The organism is Serratia sp. 22278, assembly GCF_052045405.1.
Classification (GTDB): domain Bacteria; phylum Pseudomonadota; class Gammaproteobacteria; order Enterobacterales; family Enterobacteriaceae; genus Serratia; species Serratia marcescens.
Window position 1 is genome coordinate 119,251 of the sequence record NZ_JBQEOW010000008.1, and the last position, 25,396, is coordinate 144,646.

Consider the following 25,396-nt stretch of genomic DNA (forward strand, 5'->3'; position numbering starts at 1 on the left):
CCATAGGGTATGCAATAAAGCCCTATGAAATAATAAAGGGAACATCCGGAGTAAGAAGGCTATGACAACAGAATTCATGCAGGTCACGCTGTCGCAACAACCTGCCGACGCCCGCTGGGGCGAGAAAGCGCTGCTGAGCACCAACGGCGAAGGGATGACCATCCACCTGACCGGCGCCGACAAGCTGGGCGCGATCCAGCGCGCGGGCCGCAAAATTGACGGCCAGGGCATCAAAAACGTTAAGCTGGCCGGCGACGGTTGGGATTTGGAAAACAGCTGGGCGTTTTGGCAGGGCTACCGCGGGCCGAAAGGGCAGCGCAACGTCGAATGGGCCGAGCTGCCGGAAGCCGCGCGTCAGGAGCTGGATAAGCGCCTGAAGATCGTTGACTGGGTGCGCGACACCATCAATATGCCGGCGGAAGAGCTGGGGCCGGAGCAACTGGCGACCCGCGCCGTCGATCTGATGTGCGACGTCGGCTGCGATGCCGTCAGCTACCGCATCACCAAGGGCGAAGATCTGCGCGAGCAGAACTATGCCGGCATCCACACCGTCGGCCGCGGTTCCGAACGCCCGCCGGTGCTGCTGGCGCTGGACTTCAACCCGACCGGTAACCCGGACGCGCCGGTGTTCGCTTGCCTGGTCGGCAAGGGCATCACCTTCGATACCGGCGGTTATAGCCTGAAACAGAGCGCCTTTATGGATTCGATGAAGGCTGACATGGGCGGTGCGGCCACCATCACCGGCGCCCTGGCGCTGGCGGCGGCGCGCGGCCTGAAGCAGCGCGTGAAGCTGTACCTGTGCTGCGCCGACAACATGGTCAGCGGCAACGCCTTCAAACTGGGTGACATCATTCGCTACCGCAACGGCAAAACCGTTGAGGTGATGAACACCGATGCGGAAGGGCGCCTGGTGCTGGCCGACGGCCTGATCGACGCTTCTGAGCAGAATCCGCAGCTGATTATCGACTGCGCGACCCTGACCGGCGCGGCCAAAACCGCGGTGGGCAACGACTATCACGCCCTGTTCAGCTTCGACGATGCGCTGGCGCAAGAGCTGCTCAGCAGCGCCGCCGCCGAGCAAGAGCCGTTCTGGCGTCTGCCGCTGGCCGAGTTCCACCGTAGCCAGCTGCCGTCCAACTTCGCCGAGCTGAACAACGTGGCCGGCCCGGCCTACACCGCCGGCGCCAGCACCGCGGCGGCCTTCCTGTCGCACTTCGTCAAGAACTACCAACAGGGCTGGCTGCACATCGACTGTTCCGCCACCTATCGCAAAGGCGCGGTGGATCAGTGGTCGGCCGGCGCGACCGGGCTGGGCGTGCGCACCCTGGCCAATCTGTTGCTAAGCAAAGCCAAATAATTGAACGCCCGCCGCGTCGGGCGCTAGAATGCGCATTATCTTCGGGGCCCAGCATGCTGGGCCTCGCTATTTGATCCCTGGAGTTTGCCATGAGTTCCCATCATCACGATGCCGCCCCGAGCGAGAACGAGCTTGAACGCCTGCTGAAGCTGGCGGTGACGGAGCCGGCCCACCGCCCGGCGTTCTTCCGTGAACTGCTCGAGGCCACGGTGCTGATCCTCGGCGACAGCGAACAGGTGCAGCAGGACGGCGACATCACGCTGAACGCGGATACGCCGGTCAATATCCAGCATTGGGAAAAGCAGGACGGCGGCAGCATCATTCCGTTCTTCACCTCGCTGGAAGCACTGCAGAAGGCCGTTGAGGACGAACAGCCATTCATCGCCATGCCGGCGCGGGTGCTGTTCGAAATCACCCAGGGCGCGGATCTGTTCCTCAACCCGAAGGCGGAGTACGGCAAGGAGTTCTACCCGGAAGAGGTGGCGATGCTGCTGGCGACCGGCGGCGTCGTCAAACCGGTGGAGCATTACGTCGATAAAGAGACCCAAATCCTGCTGGGGCAGCCCGAGGAATATCCATCGGCGATGGTGGATGCGTTGACCACGCTGTTCAGCCAGCGCAAACCGGTGCGCCGCGCGTTTCTGGCGCTGATGCACGATCAGGCGGCGGACGAGAAGCCGAATCTGCTGATCGGGCTGGAAGTGGATGCAGAACCGGCGGAGATCGAGGCGTTGATCAACGAGGCCGGCAGCGTGGCCAGCGAAACGGCGCCGAATGACGAACCGGTCGATTTCTGCCTGGTGTCGGAGAACGAGCGCGGCATCAGCCACTATCTGATCTCCCATACGCAGCCGTTTTATCAGCGCCGCTGGGGCAGTTGGTTGCGCAATTTGATCCCGTCTACCGACAAGACCCAGTAGCGCCGCCGCGTGGTCGAAAATGCCCCATGAAGATCATATTTTTTTAATGAAATGTTGATTTTCCCGTAGGCAAGCGTTAACGGCGCACATATAATCTGCGCCACTTGAGAAGGCCGGCAACATTGCAGACCGGCCTGTTTTGGAAGTCATACAGAGGCCATCATGACCGTAGAACGTACCTTTTCCATCGTTAAACCAAACGCTGTAGCCAACAACGACATCGGCGCTATCTACGCGCGTTTCGAGCGCGCCGGTTTCAAAATCATCGCCGCTAAAATGCTGCGTCTGACTCGCGAGCAAGCTGAAGGCTTCTACGCTGAGCACAAAGGCCGCCCATTCTTCGACGGTCTGGTAGAGTTCATGACCTCCGGCCCAATCATGGTGCAGGTTCTGGAATCTGAAAACGCCGTGCAGCGCAACCGCGACATCATGGGCGCAACCAACCCGGACAACGCACTGGCCGGCACCCTGCGCGCCGACTACGCGGACAGCTTCACCGCTAACGCCGTTCACGGTTCCGACTCCGTTGAATCCGCACAGCGTGAAATCGCTTACTTCTTCAACGAAAGCGAAATCTGCGCACGTTAATCGTGCCGTTTCTGAGCTGATAGCCAGGCATTCACCGGCTGAAACAATAAAAATGCCCTGAATGCCTTTCAGCCATAGAAACCCGCTACTAAAATTTGTACAATGCCGCGCCCCTGATAAGACGACTTGTCAGGGGCGTGTTTTTAGTGCCGCCACCCGAATCTCGCGGGCTGAAATGCACAACTTACTTTCCATTCTTTAGCGCCATAACGTGTAATAACGAGGCCAGAGATCATTATGTTAGAACCCATCACGTCCGAGCACACCGTGTCTGAAAATAATTCGCTGACTACCCCCTCCGTTAACGTGGAGCAACCGGCTGCGGCCAAAATCAACCTGCTGGATCTGAACCGCCAGCAAATGCGCGAGTTCTTCGCCGAAATGGGCGAAAAACCGTTCCGCGCCGATCAGGTGATGAAGTGGATTTACCACTACTGCTGCGACGATTTCGAGCAGATGACCGACATCAACAAAGTCCTGCGCGGCAAGCTGCAGCGCGTGGCGGAAATCCGCGCGCCGGAAGTGGCGGAAGAACAGCGTTCGGCCGACGGCACCATCAAGTGGGCGATCAAGGTGGGCGATCAGCAGGTCGAAACCGTATATATCCCGGAAGCCGACCGCGCGACGCTGTGCGTCTCCTCGCAGGTAGGCTGCGCGCTGGAGTGCAAATTCTGTTCGACGGCGCAGCAGGGCTTCAACCGCAACCTGCGCGTGTCGGAAATCATCGGCCAGGTGTGGCGCGCGGCGAAGATCATCGGCGCGCTGAAGGTGACCGGCCAACGCCCGATCACCAACGTGGTGATGATGGGCATGGGCGAGCCGCTGCTCAACCTGAACAACGTGGTGCCGGCGATGGAAATCATGCTGGACGACTTCGGCTTTGGCCTGTCCAAACGCCGCGTGACCCTGTCTACCTCCGGCGTGGTGCCGGCGCTGGACAAGCTGGGCGACATGATCGACGTGGCGCTGGCCATTTCGCTGCACGCACCGAACGACACCATCCGCGATGAGATCGTGCCGATCAACCGCAAGTACAACATCGAGACCTTCCTGTCCGCGGTGCGTCGCTACCTGGAGAAATCCAACGCCAACCAGGGCCGCGTCACCGTCGAGTACGTGATGCTGGATCATATCAACGACAGCACCGACGACGCGCATCAGCTGGCGGAAGTGCTGAAAGACACGCCGTGCAAGATCAACCTGATCCCATGGAACCCGTTCCCGGGCGCTCCGTACGGCCGCAGCTCCAACAGCCGGGTGGATCGTTTCTCCAAGGTGTTGATGGAATACGGCTTTACGACTATTGTTCGTAAAACCCGTGGTGACGATATCGACGCCGCCTGCGGGCAACTGGCGGGTGAAGTGATCGACCGTACCAAGCGTACCCTGAAGAAGAAAATGGCCGGGGAACCTATCAACGTACGGGCGGTCTGAATCCTATAGCACCATTTTTTGTTATCTAACAGCCTGTTATGCGCAAGCATGTCGCTGGCGGGCGTTAGCTGACGGCCGATAAGGAAATGAATGCGGGCATGAAGCTGAAACTGTGGGGTATGTGGCTGGCGGCCGGGTTGTTGGCCGGGTGTTCCGGTTCAGCGCCGGAAAAGGAAGCACAGGTCTCTGAGGCGGGCCAGACGCGGTTGCAACTGGGCCTGGAGTACCTGCAGCAAGGCGACATGGACGCCGCGCGCCAGAACCTGGAAAAGGCGCTGGACGCAGCCCCGCAGGATTACCGCACGCAGTTGGGCATGGCGCTCTACGCGCAGCGGAACGGTGAAAACGCCGAGGCCGAACAGCGTTATCGGCAAGCGCTCAAACTTGCGCCGGGCAATGGCACCGTATTGAATAATTACGGTGCGTTTCTTTGCGGTTTAGGGCAGTATGTACCGGCGCAACAGCAGTTTAGCGCTGCGGCGCTGGTGCCCGATTATGGCCAGGTCGCCGACAGCCTGGAAAACGCAGGTTACTGTTTTCTCAAGGCCGGACAAAACGATGAGGCGCGCACGCTGTTGAGCCGCGCGCTAAAAGTCGATCCGGACAAAGGCACTCCGCTGTTGGCGGAGGCCGAAAAGCAATTTGGAGAAGGGAAGCGCGCCCAGTCGCAACTTTTATTGGATGTTTATCAGCATGTTCTGCCGGCCAGCGCCAGCAGCTTATGGTTACAGATTCGTTTCGCCGCGTCAGCCGGCCGCCAGGATAGCGTTCAACGCTATGGCAAGCAGCTAGCGCGAAGTTTTCCACAATCCAAACAGTACCAGCAGTTCTTAGCTAATGAATACTGAAGCCTCCCAAGATAAAACCGTATCCATGACGACGGGCCAGCGCCTGCGTCAGGCCCGTGAGCAACTCGGGCTGAGCCAACAGACCGTTGCAGAACGCCTGTGTCTCAAAATGTCCACCGTGCGCGATATCGAGGAAGACAGCGTGTCTGCTGACCTCGCGTCCACCTTCGTGCGCGGCTACATCCGTTCCTACGCCAAGCTGGTGCATCTGCCGGAAGACGAACTGCTGCCGATGCTGGCCAAGCAGGCGCCGTTGAAGATGGCGAAAGTGGCGCCGATGCAAAGCTTCTCGCTGGGCAAGCGCCGCAAGAAACGCGACGGCTGGCTGATGAGCTTCACCTGGCTTATCGTGTTCGTGGTGATCGGCCTGACCGGCGCTTGGTGGTGGCAAAACCACAAGGCGCAGCAGGAAGAGATCGCCACCATGGCCGATCAATCCTCGGCGCAGCTTTCACAGAATAACGAAGGGCAGTCCGTGCCGCTGACCGACGGCAAGGCCGACGCCGGCACCAACGTGCCGTTGGTCGACAACAGCGCTACGCCGGCTGATACCGGCGCAGCGGCTCAGACGCCTGCGGCGACCGCCCAGGCGCCGAGCGCGGCCCAGCAGCAGCCTGCCGTGGTGTCGCCAAGCCAGACAACCCTGCCGGAAACCGCGCCGGCGGCACAAGCGCCGTTGCCGACCGCCGATGCGGGCGTGGCTGCGCCGGCGGCCGATCCGAACGCGCTGGTGATGGATTTCTCCGCCGACTGCTGGCTGCAGGTGACCGACGCGAGCGGTAAAACGCTGTTCAGCGGCACCCAGAAGCAAGGCGGCAAGCTGAACCTGACCGGCACTGCGCCGTATAAACTGACCATCGGCGCGCCGGCGGCAGTTCAGATCCAGTATCAGGGTAAACCGGTTGATTTAAGCCGGTTCGTTAAGTCAAACCGTGTTGCTCGCCTGACCGTCGCCGCGCAGTAATCGCGCGGCTGGTCGTGATGTCAGAGCAGCAATGGAGAGTAAGTAATGCATAACCAAGCGCCCATCAACCGTCGAAAATCTACACGCATTTACGTCGGCAAGGTGCCTATTGGTGATGGCGCGCCGATTGCCGTGCAGTCGATGACCAACACCCGTACCACCGATGTTGAAGCAACGGTTAATCAGATCAAAGCGCTGGAGCGCGTGGGCGTCGACATCGTCCGCGTTTCGGTTCCTACCATGGACGCCGCCGAGGCGTTCAAACTGATCAAGCAGCAGGTCAACGTGCCGCTAGTCGCCGATATCCACTTCGATTATCGCATCGCGCTGCAGGTGGCCGAATATGGCGTAGACTGCCTGCGCATCAACCCGGGCAACATCGGCAACGAATCGCGCATTCGATCGGTGGTGGACTGCGCCCGCGACAAGAACATCCCGATTCGCATCGGCGTCAACGGCGGCTCGCTGGAGAAAGACCTGCAGGAAAAGTACGGCGAACCTACGCCGGAAGCGCTGCTGGAATCCGCCATGCGCCATGTGGACATCCTCGATCGCCTCAACTTCGACCAGTTTAAGGTCAGCGTCAAGGCGTCGGACGTGTTCCTGGCGGTGCAATCCTACCGCTTGCTGGCGTCGCGCATCGATCAGCCGCTGCACCTGGGCATCACCGAAGCCGGCGGCGCGCGCAGCGGGTCGGTCAAATCGGCCATCGGCCTGGGCATGCTGCTGTCTGAAGGCATCGGCGACACCCTGCGCATCTCGCTGGCGGCGGATCCGGTCGAAGAGGTGAAGGTCGGTTTCGACATTCTGAAGTCGCTGCGCATCCGCGCGCGCGGCATCAACTTCATCGCCTGCCCGACCTGTTCGCGTCAGGAGTTCGACGTGATCGGCACGGTGAACGCGCTGGAGCAGCGCCTGGAAGACATCATCACGCCGATGGACGTTTCGATCATCGGCTGCGTGGTGAACGGCCCGGGCGAAGCGCTGGTGTCCACCATGGGCGTAACCGGCGGCCACAAGAAGAGCGGCTTCTATGAAGACGGCGTGCGCCAGAAAGAGCGTTTCGACAACGAACAGATGATCGACCAGCTGGAAGCGAAAATTCGCGCCAAGGCCGCGATGATGGACGAAAGCAACCGCATCACGGTCAATCTGCTGGAAAAATAAGCGTTATCGCTACACGGCGGGCCTGTTGGCCCGCTTGTTTATGCACCTGAAGGGCGGAAAACCGCATCCGCGTTGAATACCGGGCGGCAAAGTCCCTATAATCGGGTTCATTTTTACAGACAACGGACAGAGAACTCACGTGGCAAAGAACATTCAAGCCATTCGCGGCATGAACGACTACCTGCCGGAAGAAACGGCATTATGGCAGCGTATTGAAGGCACCCTCAAGCAGGTGCTGGGCGGCTACGGTTACAGCGAAATCCGGTTGCCGATTGTAGAGCAGACCCCGTTATTCAAACGCGCGATCGGCGAAGTGACCGACGTCGTGGAAAAAGAGATGTATACCTTCGAAGACCGCAACGGCGAAAGCCTGACGCTGCGTCCGGAAGGGACGGCTGGCTGCGTGCGCGCCGGCATCGAACATGGTCTGCTGTACAATCAGGAACAGCGTCTGTGGTACATCGGCCCGATGTTCCGCTACGAGCGCCCGCAGAAGGGGCGTTACCGTCAGTTCCATCAGCTGGGCGCGGAAGTGTTCGGCCTGCAGGGCCCGGATATCGACGCAGAGCTGATCCTGCTGACCGCCCGCTGGTGGAAAGCGCTGGGCATCGCCGAGCACGTCAAGCTGGAGCTGAACTCCATCGGCTCGCTGGAGGCGCGCGCCAACTACCGCGACGCGCTGGTGGCGTTCCTGGAGCAGCACGTCGAGGTGCTGGACGAAGACTGTAAACGCCGCATGTATAGCAACCCGCTGCGCGTGCTGGACTCCAAGAATCCTGAGGTGCAGGCGCTGCTGAACGACGCGCCGCGCCTGTCCGAGTACCTGGATGAAGAATCCCGTGCTCACTTCGCCGGTCTGTGTGAACTTTTGGCGCAGGCAGGTATCCCATATACCGTTAACGAGCGCCTGGTGCGCGGTCTGGATTACTACAACCGCACCGTGTTTGAGTGGGTGACCACCAGCCTGGGCGCGCAGGGCACCGTCTGCGCGGGCGGCCGTTACGACGGTCTGGTCGAGCAACTGGGCGGCCGCGCCACCCCGGCGGTCGGTTTCGCCATGGGCCTGGAGCGTCTGGTGCTGCTGGTGCAGGCGGTCAACCCGGAATTCAAGGCGCCGTCGGCTATCGACGTGTACGTCATCTCTTCCGGCGCGGGCACCCAGAGCGCGGCGATGCGGCTGGCTGAGCAGGTGCGCGACGCGGCGCCGCAGCTGAAGCTGATGACCAATTACGGCGGCGGCAACTTCAAGAAGCAGATCACCCGTGCGGACAAATGGGGCGCGCGCATCGCGCTGATCCTGGGTGAGAGCGAAGTGGCGGCGCAGCAGGTGGTGGTGAAAGACCTGCGCAGTGGTGAACAAGAAACGCTGGCGCAAAGCGAAGTCGCTGCGCGTCTGGCTTTGATGTTAGGTTAAGGAGAAGGACACCGTGGAAGTCTATACCACTGAAAACGAACAAGTCGACGCACTGCGTCGGTTCTTTGCCGAGAACGGCAAAGCGCTGGCGGTGGGCGTGGTGCTCGGAATTGGTGCCCTGGTTGGCTGGCGTTACTGGCAGAGCCATGAAAACTCCAACATGATGGCGGCATCGCAATCCTATCAGGAAGCCAGCGATCGTCTGGCGGCCGGCAAGCCGGATGACGTGGCTGCCGCGGAGAAATTTGTCCAGGCCAACGGCAACAGCTACGGCGTACTGGCCGCGCTGCAGTTGGCCAAGCACTTTGTCGAACAGAATGATTTCGCCAAGGCGGAACAGCAGCTGACGTTGGCGCAGGGCCAGACCAAAGACGACAACCTGTTGGCGATGATTGACCTGCGTCTGGCGCGCGTCCAGCTGCAGGAGAAAAAGCTGGATGAAGCGCTGAAAACGCTGGATGGCGTGAAAGGCGAAGGCTGGGCGGCGATGATGCAGGATGTGCGCGGCGATGTATTGCTGGCCAAGGGCGACGCCAAGGGCGCGCGCGAAGCTTACAGCAAAGGCATTGAGTCCAATGCTTCTCAGGCGCTGCAGGTTCTGCTGCGCATGAAATTGAATAACTTGTCCAGCTAAGGGGAATTCCCATGCAATTGCGTAAAACACTCTTGGTCGGACTGGTTTCCGCTGCCTTGCTGAGTGGTTGCTCGCTGTTTAACAGCGAAGAAGACGTGGTTACCATGTCGCCGTTGCCGAAAGTTGAAAATCAGTTTACGCCGAGCAAGGCGTGGAGCACCTCGGTGGGCGACGGCATCGGTGAGTATTACTCCCACCTGCGTCCGGCCTATCAGGACAGCACCATTTACGCCGCCGATCGCTTCGGCATCGTGAAAGCGATGGATGCCGACAGCGGCAACGAGAAGTGGAAGGTCAATCTCTCCGAGAAGACCGGCTTCTTCTCCAGCAACCTGTCTGCGCTGCTGTCGGGCGGCCTGACGGTCGCGGGCGACAAGGTTTACGTCGGCAGCGAAAAAGCGGTGGTTTACGCATTGAACACCGCCGATGGCGCCATCGCCTGGCAGACCAAAGTGGCCGGCGAAGCGATCTCCCGTCCGGTTGTCAGCGACGGTATGGTGTTGGTGCACACCTCCAACGGCATGCTGCAGGCGCTGAATGAAGCCGACGGCGCGGTGAAGTGGACGGTTAACCTGGACATGCCTTCGCTGTCGCTGCGCGGTGAATCCGCGCCGGCCGTCGCCTTTGGCGCCGCCATCGTCGGCGGTGACAACGGCCGCGTCAGCGCCGTGCTGATGCAGCAGGGCCAGATTATCTGGCAACAGCGCATTTCTCAGCCGAGTGGCGCGACCGAAATCGATCGCCTGAACGACGTGGACACCACGCCGGTGATCGTTGACGGCGTGGTCTACGCGCTGGGTTACAACGGCAACCTGACGGCGCTGGATCTGCGTTCCGGCCAGATCATCTGGAAACGCGAACTGGGTTCGGTGAATGATTTCATCGTCGACGCGGGCCGCATCTACCTGATCGACCAGAACGATCGCGTGGTGGCGCTCAGCACCGAAGGCGGCGTGACCGTGTGGACGCAGAGCGATCTGCTGCACCGTAATCTGACGCCGCCGGTGATGTATAATGGTTATCTGGTGACCGGTGACGCCGAAGGCTATCTGCATTGGATCAACACCACTGATGGCCGTTTTGTCGCCCAGCAGGAAGTGGACAGCTCCGGCTTCCTGTCTGCGCCGATGGTGGCCAGCGACAAGCTGGTCATCCAGGCTCGCGGCGGGAAAGTTTACGCTTTCACCCGCTAACGCCGCTCGTCGTGATCCTTCTTGCGCCCGAAAGATTTCGGGTTGCAGCCAGGCGGCAAGCGCATGAGTCCTCGGGAGCTTAGTGAGCTAAGTGACCGAGGCGAAGGTGCGCAGACAACGCCGCTGTGGCGCGAAAGATGAAGGGGAAAACGGCTCCTGAATGTTCAGGGGCCGTTTCGTATTTTATAAGCTGCACCGCTGGTGTCTATCCACAGTGCAGTAACGCATTGATTATTAAGTAATGAGGCTTCAACAATGATACCTGTCGTCGCGCTGGTCGGGCGCCCGAATGTGGGTAAATCCACCTTGTTCAACCGTTTAACCCATACGCGTGATGCGCTGGTGGCGGATTTCCCGGGGCTGACGCGTGACCGCAAGTATGGTCGTGCTGAAATCGAAGGCAATGAATTCATCATCGTCGATACCGGCGGCATCGACGGCACCGAAGACGGCGTCGAAACGCGCATGGCCGGCCAGTCGCTGCTGGCGATCGAAGAAGCGGATATCGTGCTGTTCATGGTCGACGCCCGCGCCGGGCTGATGCCGGCGGATCAGGGCATCGCCCAGCACCTGCGCAGCCGCCAGAAGGCGACCTTCCTGGTGGCCAACAAGACCGACGGCCTGGATCCGGACACCGCCACCGCCGATTTCTACTCGCTCGGCCTGGGGGAAGTGTTTGCTATCGCCGCTTCTCACGGCCGCGGCGTGACCCAGCTGATCGAACACGTGCTGGTGCCGTTCGTGCCGGAAAAACCGGAGGACGTCGAACTGACCGAGGAAGAGGCCAACGCCGCTTACTGGGCTGAGCAAAACGGTGAAACGCTGGAAGGCGAAGAAGACGAAGAGCCGGAAGAAGCGTTCAACCCGCAGGATCTGCCGATCAAGCTGGCGATCGTCGGCCGCCCGAACGTCGGTAAGTCTACGCTCACTAACCGCATCCTGGGCGAGGAGCGCGTGGTGGTGTATGACATGCCGGGCACCACCCGCGACAGCATCTACATTCCAATGGTGCGCGACGAACGCGAATACGTGCTGATCGACACCGCCGGGGTGCGCAAACGCGGCAAGGTGACCGAAACCGTCGAGAAATTCTCGGTGATCAAGACCCTGCAGGCGATTGAAGACGCCAACGTGGTGCTGCTGGTGATCGACGCGCGTGAAGGCATCTCCGATCAGGATCTCTCGCTGCTCGGCTTTATCCTCAATAGTGGGCGCTCACTGGTGATTGCGGTCAACAAATGGGACGGCATGAGTGAAGAAGATCGCGAGCATGTGAAAGAAATGCTCGATCTGCGTCTGGGCTTCGTCGACTTCGCGCGCGTGCACTTCATTTCCGCCCTGCACGGCAGCGGCGTCGGCAACCTGTTCGAATCGGTACAGGAAGCCTACGAGTGCGCAACCCGCCGCGTAAACACCTCGATGCTGACCAAAATCATGCAGATGGCGGTGGACGATCACCAGCCGCCGTTGGTGCGCGGCCGCCGCGTGAAGCTGAAATACGCCCACGCCGGCGGTTACAACCCGCCGATCGTGGTGATCCACGGCAACCAGGTCAGCGATCTGTCCGATTCGTACAAGCGCTACCTGATGAACTACTTCCGCCGTTCGCTGAACGTGATGGGGACGCCGATCCGCATCCAGTTCAAAGAGGGTGACAACCCGTTCGCCGGTAAACGCAATCTGCTGACGCCAACCCAGATGCGTAAGCGCAAGCGCCTGATGAGCCACCTGAAAAAGAGCAAGTAATCGCTCATGAGGGGCGCGGCAGTGATGCCGCGCCCTTTTTTATTGGCCCGAAATCGTTTTATTATCTGAGGATTACCTCGCCTGCCTGAAGGAACACCATGTCCTGGGAAACCTGGAGTTTTGCGTTTAACGTCACCGTGCCGAATTTGCTGATGATGCTGCTGGGGATCCTGCTGCGCCATTGGCGCCTGATGGATGACCGTTTCGTCGACGGCGCGACCCGCCTGGTGTTCAATTTGGCGCTGCCGTGCCTGCTGTTTTTCAGCATCGCCACCAACCATCCGCAACTGCTTGGCAATCTGCCGCTGGTGCTGTTCGGCGCAGTCGGCACGCTGGCGACCTTCCTGCTCTTGGAGTTGGCGGCCAAGTGGCTGGTGAAAGAACCGCGTGAGCGCGGGGTGTTCGTACAGGGCGGCTTTCGCGCCAACACCGCCATCGTCGGTCTGGCCTACGCCATGACCGCCTACGGCAGCGAAGGCATTGCGCTCGCCTCACTGTACCTGACCGTGACGGTGATCCTGTTCAACATACTGTCGGTCATCACCCTCACGCGCAGCCTGCAGGGCGGGCAGGGCAAGAAAATCAGCCACCTGTCGCTGCTGCGCAGCATCGTCACCAATCCGCTGATCATCGGCCTGGTGTGCGGGCTGCTGTATGCGCAAACCGGGCTGGGCATTCCGACCGTGATCCGCCAGACCGGCAGCTATATCTCCGCGCTGTCGCTGCCGTTGGCGCTGCTGTGCACCGGCGCCAGCCTGGATTTCCGCGCCATGTTCCGCTCGTCCAACGTGGCGGCGCTGTCGTCGGCGGCCAAGCTGTTTCTGGTGCCGTTCCTGATGACGCTGGCCGGCTGGTTGTGCGGGTTTCACGGCGCGGCGTTGGGCATCATCTTCCTGTTTTCCGCCACGCCGACCGCTTCGGGCAGCTATGTGATGACGCGCGCCATGGGCGGCAACGCCACGCTGGCGGCCAATATTATCGCTATCACCACCGTCGGGTCGTTCTTCACCACCGCGTTGGGGATCTATTTCTTGCGCTCATGGGGCGCGATTTAACCTGGGAGCCGTTATGGATGCGCATTGTCCGCACTGTCGTCAGACCATGAATTGGGTAGCGGGTCACTACCATTGTGCCGCCTGTCAGCGTGATTATCGGCAGCAGGCGAGCTGCCCGGAGTGCGGGCAGCCGCTGCAAGAGTTGAAGGCCTGCGGGGCGGTGGATTACCTGTGCCAGAACGGGCACGGGCTGATCTCCAAAAAACGGGTGAATTTCAGCTATCAGCCGCTGTAAGCCCTCACTCATCCACCTGGCCGGTTTTCCACAGATCCACCAGCGCTTGCGGCGCGCTGCTTTCCGGGATTAATAGCACGATCTCGGTGCTTAGGGTGGGGCTGGTGTAGTTGATCTGTACGCGGTAGTAGCGCTGGTCACCGCAGCCGGGGGAGTTGGGCTGGCCTTCTTCCTGCGCATAGGGCAGCGTCTGGTTCAGCAACTGATTCAGGCGCTGCCGCTGTTCCGGCGTGATATCGGCCAGCGCGATGCGGCGCTGGCCCGCCAGTTTGGGAATGTAGGCGAAGCCTCCCTCGCGCGCCAGCTCAATGACCGTATCCTGATTGAGCGTCGGCAGCGGTTTCATTATTCCACCCCCACCTGATGCCAGGCTTGCTGCACCTTGTCCGCCACGCTCTGGTCGAAACGCGATTGCGCATGTTTCACCGTGGCGCGGGCGAAGGTGGCGAAGTCGGCATTTTGCGGCAGCGCTTTGTCGCACACCGTGTCATACCAGACGTAGCCGGCTTTCTCCCAGGCGAAGCCGCCGAGCGCCGTCGCCGCCAGGTAGAAGGCGCGGTTGGGAATGCCGGAGTTGAGGTGCACGCCGCCGTTGTCTTCCTTGGTCTGGATGTAATCCTTCATGCTGGCGGGCTGCGGATCTTTGCCCAGCAGCGGGTCATCGTAAGCGGTGCCGGGGGCCGACATCGAGCGCAGCCCTTTGCCTTTAATGCCCTTGGCGAGCAGCCCGGCGCCGATCAGCCAGTCGGCTTTATCGGCGGTTTGCTGCAGGTGGAACTGCTTGACCAACGAGCCGAATACGTCGGACAGCGACTCATTGAGCGCCCCGGACTGCTGGTAGTAGATCAGCCCGGCTTCACTCTCGGTCACGCCGTGCGCCAGCTCGTGGCCGACCACGTCGATGGCGATGGTGAAACGGTTGAAAATCTCGCCGTCGCCGTCGCCGAACACCATCTGTTGGCCGTTCCAGAAGGCATTCTGGTACTCCTTGCCGTAGTGTACGCTGCCGACCAGCGGCAGCCCCTGGTTATCCAGTGAGTTGCGGCGGTAGGCCTGCCAGAAGAAATCGTAGGTGACGCCGAGGTAGTCGTAGGCTTCGTCCACCGCCACATCGTGGTTGCTGGGCTGGCCCTCTTTGCGCACCGGTTTGCCAGGCAGTTGGGTGCCGTTCTGGGCGTCGTAGATATCGCGGAGCGCTTCGCCGGCTCGGGCGTTTTTCTCGGTCGGCGAACGCAGCGGCTTGTTGCCGAGCAGGCTTTGCACGTGGTTCAGGGTGTGCAGCGCGCAGTCGCGCTGCGGCGCGTTGCCGTGTTCAATGATGCGGCGCAGCATGTAGGGAGGAATGACGGAACGCATGCGCTGGGCTGGCATAGTGGCTCTCCTTAGGCAAAAAATTTTACCTCATCGAATGAATGCACTGTGCCTAAGTGTAGCCTACTCGTCATAAAGCCTGTGGTCATGCGTGCTCACCGCCGGCGCGGTCTTGTGCGGGCTGATGCGCCGCACCGAGGCGCGCACCGCCAGCCGGCCGTGCAGCAGCAGATTGCACGGCGGCGCGTCGGCGCGCAGCATGCGCCGCTGCAGCAGTTGGATCGCTTCGTAACCCAGTTCGTCGCGCGGCACCTGCACCGAGGTCAGCGGCACGTCATGGATTTCCGCCAGGTTGAAGCCGTCGGTGCTCATCACCGACACGTCGCCTGGCACGTTCAGCCCCCGCTTGTTGAGCGCCTTGACCGCCCCGACCGCCATGTAGTCGCCGCCGGCCAGGATCGCCGTCGGCAGCGGGGCGTGACCGTGGATGCCGTTGAGATAGGTGGTCAGCGCCTGCTCGGCCTCTTCGCCGCCGAAGCCGGAGGTGGTAATCAGATGGCGGCCGTCGTCGAACGGCAGATGATGCCGGGCGTAGGCCTGCCGGATGCCCGCCAGCCGCAGCTCCATGGTGTGGCGGCGCAGACACTGCAGGTTGAGAATATGGCTGTGCCCCTGCTGGAACAGGTAGCTGGCGGAGTAATCGCCGATCAGCTGATGATCCGGCGAGACGCTGTCCAGCCGCATCTGCCGATCGCTGCAGTTGATCAGCACGCAGGGCTTGGGCAGATCGGCGGCCAGGGTGTGGATATGCTCGTCGTCGATGCCGATGATCAGCGCCGCTTCGGTGTGCGGATCGCTCATCTTTTCCAGAAACAGCGCGCCGTCGCTGTGTTGCTCTTCCAGCCCGCAGTAGCGGATGCGCACCTCGTGCTCCATCAGCGCGGCGGCAATGCCCTGAATGACCTTGTAGTAGAAGATGTCGGTGCGCACGTCGAACGCGCGCTGCGGCGCGAACACCATCACGTTGTTCAGCATCAGCCGACCGCTGGAAATGCCCTGCAGAATGCCATTTTGTTGCGCACAGTCCAACACCTTGCGGCGCGCCTCGGCGCTGGTGTTGGCCTTGCCGGCCAGCACGCGGGAAACGGTGCTGATCGACAGCCCGGTTTGGCGGGCGATCTCCTGGATTTTCAGCTTTCCGTTCATTTTGTGATCTCCTTCAAATTCGTCCATGAGAATATTTTCACTGCGTATTTTCAGCGTCTTGACCGGATTTAACGGTCATTATGGCTATTTTTTCACCCGCCAGTGAAAATCTTTGCAAAAAACCCCGTTTCGCTGTGCGCTATCGCTGAGTAGTCTGCATTGGTACACCAATTTTAACGACCTGTCAGTCCAATTTTAACGGTGTGCGAAAAAGAAAACAAAAAATAAATCATGGGGTTGTGATTGTCTGTCGGCAAATGATACGGCGCCGATCCGTTTTCACCGTCCCGTGTTTGATAGCACAACGTACCCTACCAAAACGCGCGTCGCCGTAGCCGGCCGCCGCGGGGAGAGAACCGATGAGTGTGGAGATCAATCAGGCGGTCGCGCAGAGCGGCCGGCGCAAGTTCAAATCGCTGCGCTGGTGGATGCTGGCGCTGTTCTTGCTGGGCGTGACGGTCAACTACATCACCCGCAACTCGCTGGGCATTCTGGCGCCGGAGCTGAAATCCAGCCTGAACATGAGCACCGAGCAATATGCCTGGGTAGTGGCGTCGTTCCAGCTGGCCTACACAGTGTTCCAGCCGATCTGCGGCTGGCTGATCGACGTTATCGGCCTGAAGATGGGCTTTCTGATCTGCGCCGGCATTTGGGCGGTGGTATGCATGCTGCACGCCGGCGCCGGCAGCTGGCTGCAATTGGCCATTCTGCGCTTCTTCATGGGGGGCGCGGAGGCGGCGGCCACCCCGGCCAACGCCAAGGCGATCTCCGACTGGTTCCCGAAAAAGGAGCGGCCGATCGCCGCCGGCTGGGCGGGCGTCGGTTTCTCCATCGGCGCCATGCTGGCGCCGCCGATCATTGTCATCGCTCACGTCTCCTTCGGCTGGCAGGGGGCATTCCTGTTCTCCGGCGGGTTGGCGCTGATCTGGGTAGTGCTGTGGTGGCTGTTCTACCACTCGCCGCAGCAGCACCCGAACCTTAGCCAGCAGGAGTTGGATCTGATCCGCGAAGACAACGAGCCGGTGTTGCCGAAGCTGCCGTTCTTCACTTCGCTGGCCAGCCTGTGCAAGAACAAGAAGTTTTACGGCATCGCCATCCCGGCCTTTCTCGCCGAGCCGGCCTGGGCGGTATTCAGTTTCTGGGTGCCGCTGTACCTGGCCACCGAACGCGGCATGGATCTGAAACAGATCGCGATGTTCGCCTGGCTGCCGTTCCTGGCGGCAGATATCGGCAGCGTCGCCAGCGGCTATCTCACCACCCTGTATCGCAAATGGTTCGGCTGCAGCCGCGTCAACTCGGTGGTCGCCAGCTCGGTGACCGGCGCTTTCCTGATGGTGTCGCTGGCGTTCGTCGCGATCACCCAAAATCCCTATGTGGCGATCGCGCTGATCTCGATCGGCGGCTTCGGCCACCAGGTGATCTCCTGCATGCTCAGCGCGCTGGTGGTGGAGTCGTTCGATAAAAACCAGATGGCGACGGTCAACGGCATGCGCGGCTCCAGCGCCTGGATCGCCAGCTTCCTGTTCACGCTGCTGATCGGCGCGGTGTCCGACACCATCGGCTTCAACCCGCTGTTTATCGCCATGGGCTTCTTCGATCTGATCGGCGCTGTGTTCCTGATTGCCCTGATCGCCGAGCGCGGCGGTAAGAAAACCCCTTCACACAGCTAAGTGGGATATTTATGAAAACCTTGAAAAATTGGACGCTGGCGGCGCAGCATGCCGACCATGTCGAGCTGCTGGTCGATGAACGCCACCGTTTCTGCCTGTACGTGCTGGAAGACGGTCTGTTCCGCGTGTTGATCAAGCGCAACGGCGAGCTGGCGCTGGATCGCACCTGGAGCATCGCGCCGCAGGAGGATGTGCCTTGGGAAGGGCGCGAACGGCTCAGCGTCGCCGGCTTCAGCTTGCCGGGCTATCAGCTGCGCCAGGAGAGCGGTCGGCTGGTGGTCAGCACGCCGCTGCTGCGCGTGACGGTGCATCAGCCGCTGTGGTTGGAATGGGAGCATTGCAATGCCGCTGGCGAGTGGCGGCCGCTGGCGGCGGATCGGCCAACCAGCGCCTACCTGCTCAATGCGCACGGCGACGGCGTGGCGCACTACCAACGCCGCTTCGCCGATGAGCGCTATTACGGCCTGGGGGAGAAAACCGGCGATCTGGAGCGCACCGGCCGCCGCTTCGAGATGCGCAATCTGGACGCCATGGGGTACAACGCGGCCAGCACCGATCCGCTGTACAAACACATTCCGTTCACCATCACCCGTGGGCCGGAGGCGAGCTTTGGCCTGTTCTACGATAACCTGAGCAGCTGCTGGCTGGATCTGGGCAACGAGATAGACAACTACCATACGGCCTATCGCCGCTATCAGGCCGAAGCGGGCGATCTGGATTACTACCTGTTCCTCGGGCCGAAGGTATTGGACGTCACCAAGGCGTTCGTGCGCCTGACCGGCCGCACCCACTTCGGGCCGAAGTGGAGCCTGGGCTACAGCGGCTCGACCATGCACTACACCGACGCGCCGGACGCCCAGCAGCAGCTGCAACAGTTCATTGCGCTGTGCCGCCAGCACGCCATTCCCTGCGACTCTTTCCAGCTGTCGTCGGGCTACACCTCGATCAACAACAAGCGCTACGTGTTCAACTGGAACTACGACAAGGTGCCGCAGCCCAAGCTGCTCAGCCAGGCGTTTCACGGCGCCGGCCTCAGGCTGGCGGCCAACATCAAGCCGTGCCTGCTGCAGGATCACCCGCAGTATCAGGCGGTGGCGGCGCAGGGGTTGTTTATCCGCGATTCGCAAAGCGACGCGCCGGAACGCTCCAGCTTCTGGGACGACGAAGGATCGCACCTCGACTTCACCAATCCGGCGACGGTGCGCTGGTGGCAGCAGGGTGTCACGCAGCAGCTGCTGGAGATGGGCATCGATTCCACCTGGAATGACAACAACGAATACGAAGTGTGGGACGGCGAAGCACGCTGCCACGGCTTCGGGCGCCCGATCGCCATCAAGCATATCCGACCGGTGATGCCATTGCTGATGATGCGCGCCTCGATGGAGGCCCAGCAGCGCTTCGCGCCGCAGCGGCGGCCGTACTTGATCTCGCGCTCCGGCTGCGCCGGCATGCAGCGCTACGTGCAGACCTGGAGCGGCGACAACCGCACCAGTTGGCAGACGCTGCGCTACAACATCCGCATGGGGCTGGGCATGAGCCTGTCCGGGCTGTATAACCTCGGCCACGACGTCGGCGGCTTCTCCGGCGACAAACCGGACGCGGAGCTGCTGGTGCGCTGGGTGCAAAACGGCGTGATGCACCCGCGTTTCACCATCCACTCCTGGAACGACGATGCTACGGTCAACGAGCCCTGGATGTACCCGGGCGCCACCCCGGCGGTGCGCGAGGCGATCAACCTGCGTTACCGGCTGTTGCCGTATTTCTACACCTTGCTGTGGCAGGCCTGCGCCGACGATGAGCCGATGCTGCGCCCGACCTTCCTCGATCACGAACAGGATGCGCGCACCTTCGGCGAGAACGACGATTTTCTGATCGGCCGCGATCTGCTGGTGGCCAGCGTGGTGGAGCCGGGGCAGCGTCGCCGTTCGATGTATCTGCCGGATAACGGCGAAGGATGGTACTGCTTCTACAGCGGCCAGTGGTTCGGCGGCGGCCAGACGGTGACGCTGGCGGCGCCGCTGGAGCGTCTGCCGCTGCTGGTGCGCGCCGGGGCGGCGCTGCCGCTGTCGCAGCGGCTGGCGCATGTCGACGTGGCAGCCGACGATCGGCGCGAGCTGCGGCTGTTTCCGCTCAAGGGCGGCGGCGTGAGCAGCGGGCTGTTGTTTGAGGACGACGGCGAAAGCGAAGGTTGGCGGCAGGGCGATGCGCTGTGGCTGCGCTGGGAAATGCGCTGTGACCCTCAGCGCATCATGCTGGATATCACGACGGAAGGGCGTTTCCGCCCGGCCTGGCGCACGCTGCTACTCAGTCTGCCGGAAGGCGAAACGCGCGCGTTGTGGGTGAACGGCGAACCGGGCGAGCGTTTTACGCTGGAGTAAGGCTTACTCGGCCGCGCGTTTCTTGCGCGGCTTTTTGGCGACGGTGATGGTTTTCACCTCACTTTCCACCCAGCCGTCCTGCAGGCGGGTTTTCAGCAGTTCGCCGACCTGCGCCTGCTTGGTGGTTTTCAGCAGTTCGCCGCGCGGGGTTTGTGTCACGCTGTAGCCGCGCGCCAGCGTCGCCAGCGGGCTGACGGTCTCCAGCTGGCTGCAGGCCACGCCGAAGCGCTGGCGGTAGGCGTTGAGCTGCCGCTCCATCGCCTGCTGCAGACGGTATTCCTGCTGCTGCACGCGCTGCTGGTAGCGGTGAATGCGGCCCTGCGGCTGCACCTGCGCCAGCCGCTGCTGGGCGCGTTCGCTGCGGCGGGCGGCCTGGCGCAGCTGCTGCTGCATGCCGTCTTCCATCCGGCGTTGCAGCTTGAACAGCAGCGTCTGCTGGCGCGCCAGGCGCAGATGCGGATGCTGCTGCTGTAAACGGTGGTGAATGCGGGTGAACTGCTGCTGGCGCTGTGCCAGGTAGTAATCCATCGCCATCTCCAGCCGCTGCTGCTGCGACTGCAGCTGGCGCAACAGCTCAAGCTGATTGCGGCTGACCAGTTCGGCGGCGGCGGAAGGGGTCGGCGCGCGCAGGTCGGCGACGAAGTCGGCGATGGTGACGTCGGTTTCATGGCCGACGGCGCTGACGATCGGAATGCGGCTGGCGAAGATCGCCCGCGCCACGCGTTCGTCGTTGAAGCTCCACAGGTCTTCCAGCGAACCGCCGCCGCGGCCGACGATCAGCACATCGCATTCGTCGCGGCGGTTGGCGGCCTCGATGGCGCGCACGATCTGCATCGGCGCTTCCGCGCCCTGCACCGAGGTGGGGTAGATGACGATCGGCAGCGACGGATCGCGCCGCTGCAACACCTGCAGGATATCGTGCAGCGCCGCGCCGCTGGCGGAGGTGATCACCCCGACGCGCTTGGCCGGCGCGGGCAGCGGCTGCTTGAACTGCTGATCGAACAACCCTTCGGCGCTCAGGCGCTGTTTCAACTGCTCGAACTGTTGCTGCAGCAGGCCGTCGCCGGCGGGCTGCATGCTCTCGGCGATCAGCTGGTAGTCGCCGCGCGGTTCATACAGCGTGATGCTGGCGCGCACCAAGACCTGCTGGCCGTTTTGCGGCCGGAAGGTGACGCGGCGGTTGCTGTTGCGAAACATCGCGCAGCGCACCTGGGCGCGATCGTCTTTCAGCGTGAAATACCAGTGGCCGGAGGCGGGCTGGGAGAGGTTGGAGATCTCGGCGGAGAGCCAAATCTGCCCCATTTCCCTTTCCAGCAGTTGGCGAACCGTCTGATTGAGGCGGCTTACGGTAAAAATGGAAGGCGAAACAGGTAGCGTCATGTGACCCAGATCAAATTTCAAAACAATCACTTAATTGGTCGATACTACATGGCTGAAAAAGGTAATCAAGACTTTTTGTAAGAAAGTGCTGGAGGCAACCGATTCCGCTCTGTATAATGCCGCGGCAATATTTTATCTTTTTCACAGCCCACCCTGGTGAGATATTGCCCATGCTACGTATCGCTAAAGAAGCTCTGACGTTTGACGACGTCCTCCTGGTTCCAGCCCACTCCACGGTTCTGCCTAACACCGCAGAGCTCGGCACTCAACTGACCAAAACCATCCGCCTGAACATCCCTATGCTGTCCGCAGCCATGGATACCGTTACCGAATCCGGCCTGGCCATCGCGCTGGCGCAGGAAGGCGGCCTGGGCTTCATCCACAAAAACATGTCCATCGAGCGCCAGGCTGAAGAAGTCAGCCGCGTGAAGAAACATGAAAGCGGCGTAGTCACCGACCCGCAGACCGTTACTCCGGCCACCACGCTGCAGGAAGTGAAAGAGCTGACCGCGCGCAACGGCTTCGCCGGTTACCCGGTCGTTACCGAAGACAACGAGCTGGTCGGCATCATCACCGGCCGCGACGTGCGCTTCGTGACCGATCTGACCCAGCCGGTCACCGCGGTGATGACGCCGAAAGATCGCCTGGTCACCGTGAAAGAAGGTGAAGCGCGCGACGTGGTGCTGCAGAAGATGCACGAAAAGCGCGTAGAAAAAGCGCTGGTGGTGGACGACAGCTTCCATCTGCTGGGCATGATCACCGTTAAAGACTTCCAGAAAGCGGAACGTAAGCCGAACGCCTGTAAAGACGAGCACGGCCGTCTGCGCGTGGGCGCGGCGGTCGGCGCCGGCGCCGGCAACGAAGAGCGCGTTGACGCGCTGGTGGCGGCGGGCGTTGACGTCCTGCTGATCGACTCCTCGCACGGCCACTCCGAAGGCGTGTTGCAGCGCATCCGCGAAACCCGCGCCAAATACCCGGATCTGCAGATCGTCGGCGGCAACGTCGCGACCGCGGCGGGCGCCAAAGCGCTGGCTGAAGCCGGCGTGAGCGCGGTGAAAGTGGGTATCGGCCCTGGCTCCATCTGTACCACCCGCATCGTGACCGGTGTAGGCGTGCCGCAGATCACCGCCATCGCCGACGCGGTGGAAGCGCTGGAAGGCACCGGCATTCCGGTTATCGCCGACGGCGGCATCCGCTTCTCCGGCGATATCGCCAAAGCGATCGCCGCGGGCGCCTCTTGCGTGATGGTCGGCTCCATGCTGGCGGGCACCGAAGAATCTCCGGGCGAAATCGAGCTGTATCAGGGCCGTTCGTTCAAATCTTACCGCGGCATGGGCTCGCTGGGCGCGATGTCCAAAGGCTCTTCCGACCGTTACTTCCAAACCGATAACGCCGCCGACAAACTGGTGCCGGAGGGTATCGAAGGCCGCGTGGCCTATAAAGGCATGCTGAAAGCCATCGTGCACCAGCAGATGGGCGGCCTGCGCTCCTGCATGGGCCTGACCGGCTGCGCCACCATCGACGATCTGCGCACCAAGGCGGAGTTCGTGCGCATCAGCGGCGCCGGCATTCAGGAAAGCCACGTGCACGACGTGACCATCACCAAAGAGTCGCCGAACTACCGCATGGGCTGATGCCTTAACCTCTCCTGAGTGAGAGGCCGGGGTGGGGCGCCAAGCCCCATCCCGAAAACATACATTTTCGCTCTTTTTCTCTTGTTGCTGGAATTCGCCTCACATGACACAAAATATCCATAAGCATCGCATCCTCATACTGGACTTCGGTTCGCAATACACCCAACTGGTCGCCCGCCGCGTGCGCGAAATCGGCGTTTACTGCGAACTGTGGGCCTGGGACGTTAGCGAAGCGCAGATCCGCGAATTCAACCCAAGCGGCATCATCCTGTCCGGCGGCCCGGAAAGCACCACCGAAGCTGGCAGCCCGCGCGCCCCTGACTACGTGTTCAACGCCGGCGTGCCGGTGCTGGGCGTGTGCTACGGCATGCAGACCATGGCGATGCAGCTGGGTGGCCATGTGCAGGGCTCCAACGAACGCGAGTTCGGCTACGCGCAGGTGGAAATCGTCAACGAGAGCGCGCTGCTGCGCGACATCGAAGACGCCATCAGCCCGGCCGGCAAACCGCTGCTGGACGTGTGGATGAGCCACGGCGACAAAGTGACCGCGATCCCGTCCGACTTCGTGACCGTCGCCAGCACCGATACCTGCCCGTTCGCCATTATGGCCAACGAAGAAAAACGCTTCTACGGCGTGCAGTTCCACCCGGAAGTGACCCACACCCGTCAGGGCCAGCGCATGCTGGAGCGCTTCGTACTGGACATCTGCCAGTGTGAAGCCCTGTGGACGCCGGCCACCATTATCGAAGATGCGGTCGAGCGCATCCGCGAGCAGGTGGGTGAGGACCACGTGATCCTCGGCCTGTCCGGCGGCGTTGACTCCTCCGTGACCGCGATGCTGCTGCACCGCGCCATCGGCAAACGCCTGACCTGCGTGTTTGTCGACAACGGCCTGCTGCGCCTGAACGAAGCCAAGCAGGTGATGGAAATGTTCGGCGACCACTTCGGCCTGAACATCGTGCACGTCGAGGCGGAAAACCGCTTCCTGACGGCACTGGCGGGCGTGGACGAGCCGGAAGCCAAGCGTAAAATCATCGGCCGCGTGTTCGTTGAAGTGTTCGACGAAGAAGCCTGCAAGCAAGAGCAGGTGAAATGGCTGGCGCAGGGCACCATCTATCCGGACGTGATCGAATCCGCCGCTTCCGCCACCGGCAAAGCGCACGTGATTAAGTCGCACCACAACGTGGGCGGCCTGCCGAAGGAAATGAAGCTGGGCCTGGTCGAGCCGCTGAAAGAGCTGTTCAAAGATGAAGTGCGCAAGATCGGCCTGGAGCTGGGCCTGCCGTACGACATGCTGTACCGTCACCCGTTCCCGGGCCCAGGTCTGGGCGTGCGCGTGCTGGGCGAAGTGAAGAAAGAGTACTGCGATCTGCTGCGCCGCGCCGACGCCATCTTCATCGAAGAGCTGCACAAAGCCGACCTGTACAACAAAGTCAGCCAGGCGTTCACCGTGTTCCTGCCGGTGCGTTCGGTCGGCGTGATGGGCGACGGCCGCAAATACGACTGGGTGGTCTCCCTGCGTGCGGTAGAAACCATCGACTTCATGACCGCGCACTGGGCGCACCTGCCGTATGACTTCCTCGGCCGTGTCTCCAACCGCATCATCAACGAAGTGGACGGCATCTCCCGCGTGGTGTACGACATCAGCGGCAAGCCGCCGGCGACGATTGAGTGGGAGTGATTTGGTTGCCGGCTTAAGCTGGCACTGACAGGCAATAAACATAGCTAAACCCGCGTAATTGCGGGTTTTTTATGATTGGCAAGTTTTGGCATCGCTTATTGCGATAGACGAAAATTTTAGCTGTTAAAATTTGTATGAGTATTTATCTTTGATTATGTTGCTTTATATTTGAACGGACATCCTAGTTGGCCTATGAAACATTGGGTTTGGATGTCAGTTCAGTGCCAGAAGTGGACATTGCTACTCCTATCTGACTTTAACTTAATAATCACGGCAATAGAAGATTAGGTTCCTAAACTTTCATCTGATATCGATTTGCGATGTCAGGCTGACAATCGGGCGTGGCGGAAAGCCATATGTGACCAACGTGATGAAACGGTATCTTCTCTATTGGTCATCAGGCTTCGGCCTGTTGAAATGCGCTAAAAACTCACAGCCTGCCGGATAGGAGAAAATGGCCTGTCATATGAAGAAGTTAGAGATATCTTCTGATAACCATCCGTAACGCCTACGTACTTTATGGCGAATGCCTCTCTCTTAAACTTTGTTTAGTGCCATGCTTCCAGCGCTTTCATTATCCA

21 protein-coding genes are annotated in these 25,396 nt (G+C 61.1%); 17 read left to right on the forward strand and 4 right to left on the reverse strand.

Features of this window, described 5'->3' with window-relative positions:
- Window positions 1-61 precede the first annotated feature (61 nt).
- The 13 genes from pepB to ACTJJ6_RS16165 all read left to right on the forward strand — a co-directional run bounded on the left by pepB (window position 62) and on the right by ACTJJ6_RS16165 (window position 13,555).
- Window positions 62-1,357, forward strand: coding sequence for an aminopeptidase PepB (pepB, locus tag ACTJJ6_RS16105; RefSeq protein WP_025303913.1), 1,296 nt, complete (start codon window positions 62-64; stop codon window positions 1,355-1,357).
- A gap of 89 nt (window positions 1,358-1,446) precedes the next feature.
- A complete protein-coding gene (sseB, locus tag ACTJJ6_RS16110) occupies window positions 1,447-2,277 on the forward strand; it encodes an enhanced serine sensitivity protein SseB (RefSeq protein WP_142591382.1) in 831 nt (276 codons plus the stop codon).
- Window positions 2,278-2,439: 162 nt separating this feature from the next.
- Window positions 2,440-2,865 (forward strand): nucleoside-diphosphate kinase, encoded by a 426-nt coding sequence (ndk, locus tag ACTJJ6_RS16115; protein WP_004941424.1) that lies wholly within the window; start codon window positions 2,440-2,442, stop codon window positions 2,863-2,865.
- A gap of 237 nt (window positions 2,866-3,102) precedes the next feature.
- Window positions 3,103-4,299 (forward strand): bifunctional tRNA (adenosine(37)-C2)-methyltransferase TrmG/ribosomal RNA large subunit methyltransferase RlmN, encoded by a 1,197-nt coding sequence (locus ACTJJ6_RS16120; protein WP_004941426.1) that lies wholly within the window; start codon window positions 3,103-3,105, stop codon window positions 4,297-4,299.
- 98 nt (window positions 4,300-4,397) lie between these two features.
- On the forward strand, window positions 4,398-5,147 hold the full coding sequence (gene pilW, locus ACTJJ6_RS16125; RefSeq protein WP_049204938.1) for a type IV pilus biogenesis/stability protein PilW: 750 nt from the start codon (window positions 4,398-4,400) through the stop codon (window positions 5,145-5,147).
- Window positions 5,137-6,111, forward strand: coding sequence for a cytoskeleton protein RodZ (gene rodZ / locus ACTJJ6_RS16130; RefSeq protein WP_440803448.1), 975 nt, complete (start codon window positions 5,137-5,139; stop codon window positions 6,109-6,111). Before pilW ends, rodZ begins: the two co-directional genes overlap by 11 nt.
- Before the next feature lie 45 nt (window positions 6,112-6,156).
- Window positions 6,157-7,278 carry a flavodoxin-dependent (E)-4-hydroxy-3-methylbut-2-enyl-diphosphate synthase gene (gene ispG, locus ACTJJ6_RS16135; RefSeq protein WP_016929756.1) on the forward strand — a complete coding sequence of 374 codons (1,122 nt, stop codon included), beginning with the start codon at window positions 6,157-6,159 and terminating at the stop codon, window positions 7,276-7,278.
- Window positions 7,279-7,417: 139 nt separating this feature from the next.
- Window positions 7,418-8,692, forward strand: a complete 1,275-nt coding sequence (hisS, locus tag ACTJJ6_RS16140) for a histidine--tRNA ligase (RefSeq protein WP_049299977.1) — start codon at window positions 7,418-7,420, stop codon at window positions 8,690-8,692.
- A gap of 13 nt (window positions 8,693-8,705) precedes the next feature.
- The gene (locus tag ACTJJ6_RS16145) at window positions 8,706-9,326 is read left to right on the forward strand and encodes a YfgM family protein (RefSeq protein ID WP_016929754.1); all 621 of its coding nucleotides are present in this window, start codon (window positions 8,706-8,708) and stop codon (window positions 9,324-9,326) included.
- An 11-nt stretch (window positions 9,327-9,337) separates the two neighbouring features.
- Entirely contained in the window at window positions 9,338-10,519 is a 1,182-nt protein-coding gene (gene bamB, locus ACTJJ6_RS16150; protein WP_016929753.1) for an outer membrane protein assembly factor BamB, read from the forward strand.
- A 255-nt stretch (window positions 10,520-10,774) separates the two neighbouring features.
- On the forward strand, window positions 10,775-12,265 hold the full coding sequence (gene der / locus ACTJJ6_RS16155; RefSeq protein ID WP_015378774.1) for a ribosome biogenesis GTPase Der: 1,491 nt from the start codon (window positions 10,775-10,777) through the stop codon (window positions 12,263-12,265).
- Window positions 12,266-12,363: 98 nt separating this feature from the next.
- On the forward strand, window positions 12,364-13,320 hold the full coding sequence (locus ACTJJ6_RS16160) for an AEC family transporter (RefSeq protein WP_048795796.1): 957 nt from the start codon (window positions 12,364-12,366) through the stop codon (window positions 13,318-13,320).
- Window positions 13,321-13,333: 13 nt separating this feature from the next.
- Window positions 13,334-13,555: a zinc ribbon domain-containing protein gene (locus ACTJJ6_RS16165; RefSeq protein ID WP_028127372.1), complete on the forward strand. Its 222-nt coding sequence runs from the start codon at window positions 13,334-13,336 to the stop codon at window positions 13,553-13,555.
- Window positions 13,556-13,559: 4 nt separating this feature from the next.
- On the opposite strand, the gene ACTJJ6_RS16170 is transcribed toward ACTJJ6_RS16165, so the two are convergent.
- The 3 genes from ACTJJ6_RS16170 to ACTJJ6_RS16180 all read right to left on the reverse strand — a co-directional run bounded on the left by ACTJJ6_RS16170 (window position 13,560) and on the right by ACTJJ6_RS16180 (window position 16,072).
- Window positions 13,560-13,901 (reverse strand): protealysin inhibitor emfourin, encoded by a 342-nt coding sequence (locus tag ACTJJ6_RS16170; RefSeq protein WP_016929750.1) that lies wholly within the window; start codon window positions 13,899-13,901, stop codon window positions 13,560-13,562.
- Window positions 13,901-14,926 carry a M4 family metallopeptidase gene (locus ACTJJ6_RS16175; protein ID WP_440803455.1) on the reverse strand — a complete coding sequence of 342 codons (1,026 nt, stop codon included), beginning with the start codon at window positions 14,924-14,926 and terminating at the stop codon, window positions 13,901-13,903. The genes ACTJJ6_RS16170 and ACTJJ6_RS16175 overlap by 1 nt, the downstream gene beginning before the upstream one ends.
- Window positions 14,927-14,989: 63 nt before the next feature.
- Window positions 14,990-16,072: a LacI family DNA-binding transcriptional regulator gene (locus ACTJJ6_RS16180; RefSeq protein ID WP_079450436.1), complete on the reverse strand. Its 1,083-nt coding sequence runs from the start codon at window positions 16,070-16,072 to the stop codon at window positions 14,990-14,992.
- Between the two features lie 359 nt (window positions 16,073-16,431).
- Here ACTJJ6_RS16180 and ACTJJ6_RS16185 point away from each other — a divergent pair, with 359 nt between their 5' ends.
- Both ACTJJ6_RS16185 and ACTJJ6_RS16190 read left to right on the forward strand, forming a co-directional pair.
- Window positions 16,432-17,742, forward strand: coding sequence for an MFS transporter (locus ACTJJ6_RS16185; protein ID WP_016929747.1), 1,311 nt, complete (start codon window positions 16,432-16,434; stop codon window positions 17,740-17,742).
- A gap of 11 nt (window positions 17,743-17,753) precedes the next feature.
- A complete protein-coding gene (locus ACTJJ6_RS16190) occupies window positions 17,754-20,120 on the forward strand; it encodes a glycoside hydrolase family 31 protein (RefSeq protein ID WP_440803459.1) in 2,367 nt (788 codons plus the stop codon).
- A gap of 3 nt (window positions 20,121-20,123) precedes the next feature.
- On the opposite strand, the gene xseA is transcribed toward ACTJJ6_RS16190, so the two are convergent.
- A complete protein-coding gene (xseA, locus tag ACTJJ6_RS16195; RefSeq protein WP_060445301.1) occupies window positions 20,124-21,500 on the reverse strand; it encodes an exodeoxyribonuclease VII large subunit in 1,377 nt (458 codons plus the stop codon).
- Window positions 21,501-21,670: 170 nt separating this feature from the next.
- Here xseA and guaB point away from each other — a divergent pair, with 170 nt between their 5' ends.
- Entirely contained in the window at window positions 21,671-23,134 is a 1,464-nt protein-coding gene (gene guaB, locus ACTJJ6_RS16200) for an IMP dehydrogenase (RefSeq protein WP_004941460.1), read from the forward strand.
- Window positions 23,135-23,237: 103 nt separating this feature from the next.
- Entirely contained in the window at window positions 23,238-24,815 is a 1,578-nt protein-coding gene (gene guaA, locus ACTJJ6_RS16205; RefSeq protein ID WP_015378768.1) for a glutamine-hydrolyzing GMP synthase, read from the forward strand.
- Window positions 24,816-25,396: the final 581 nt, after the last annotated feature.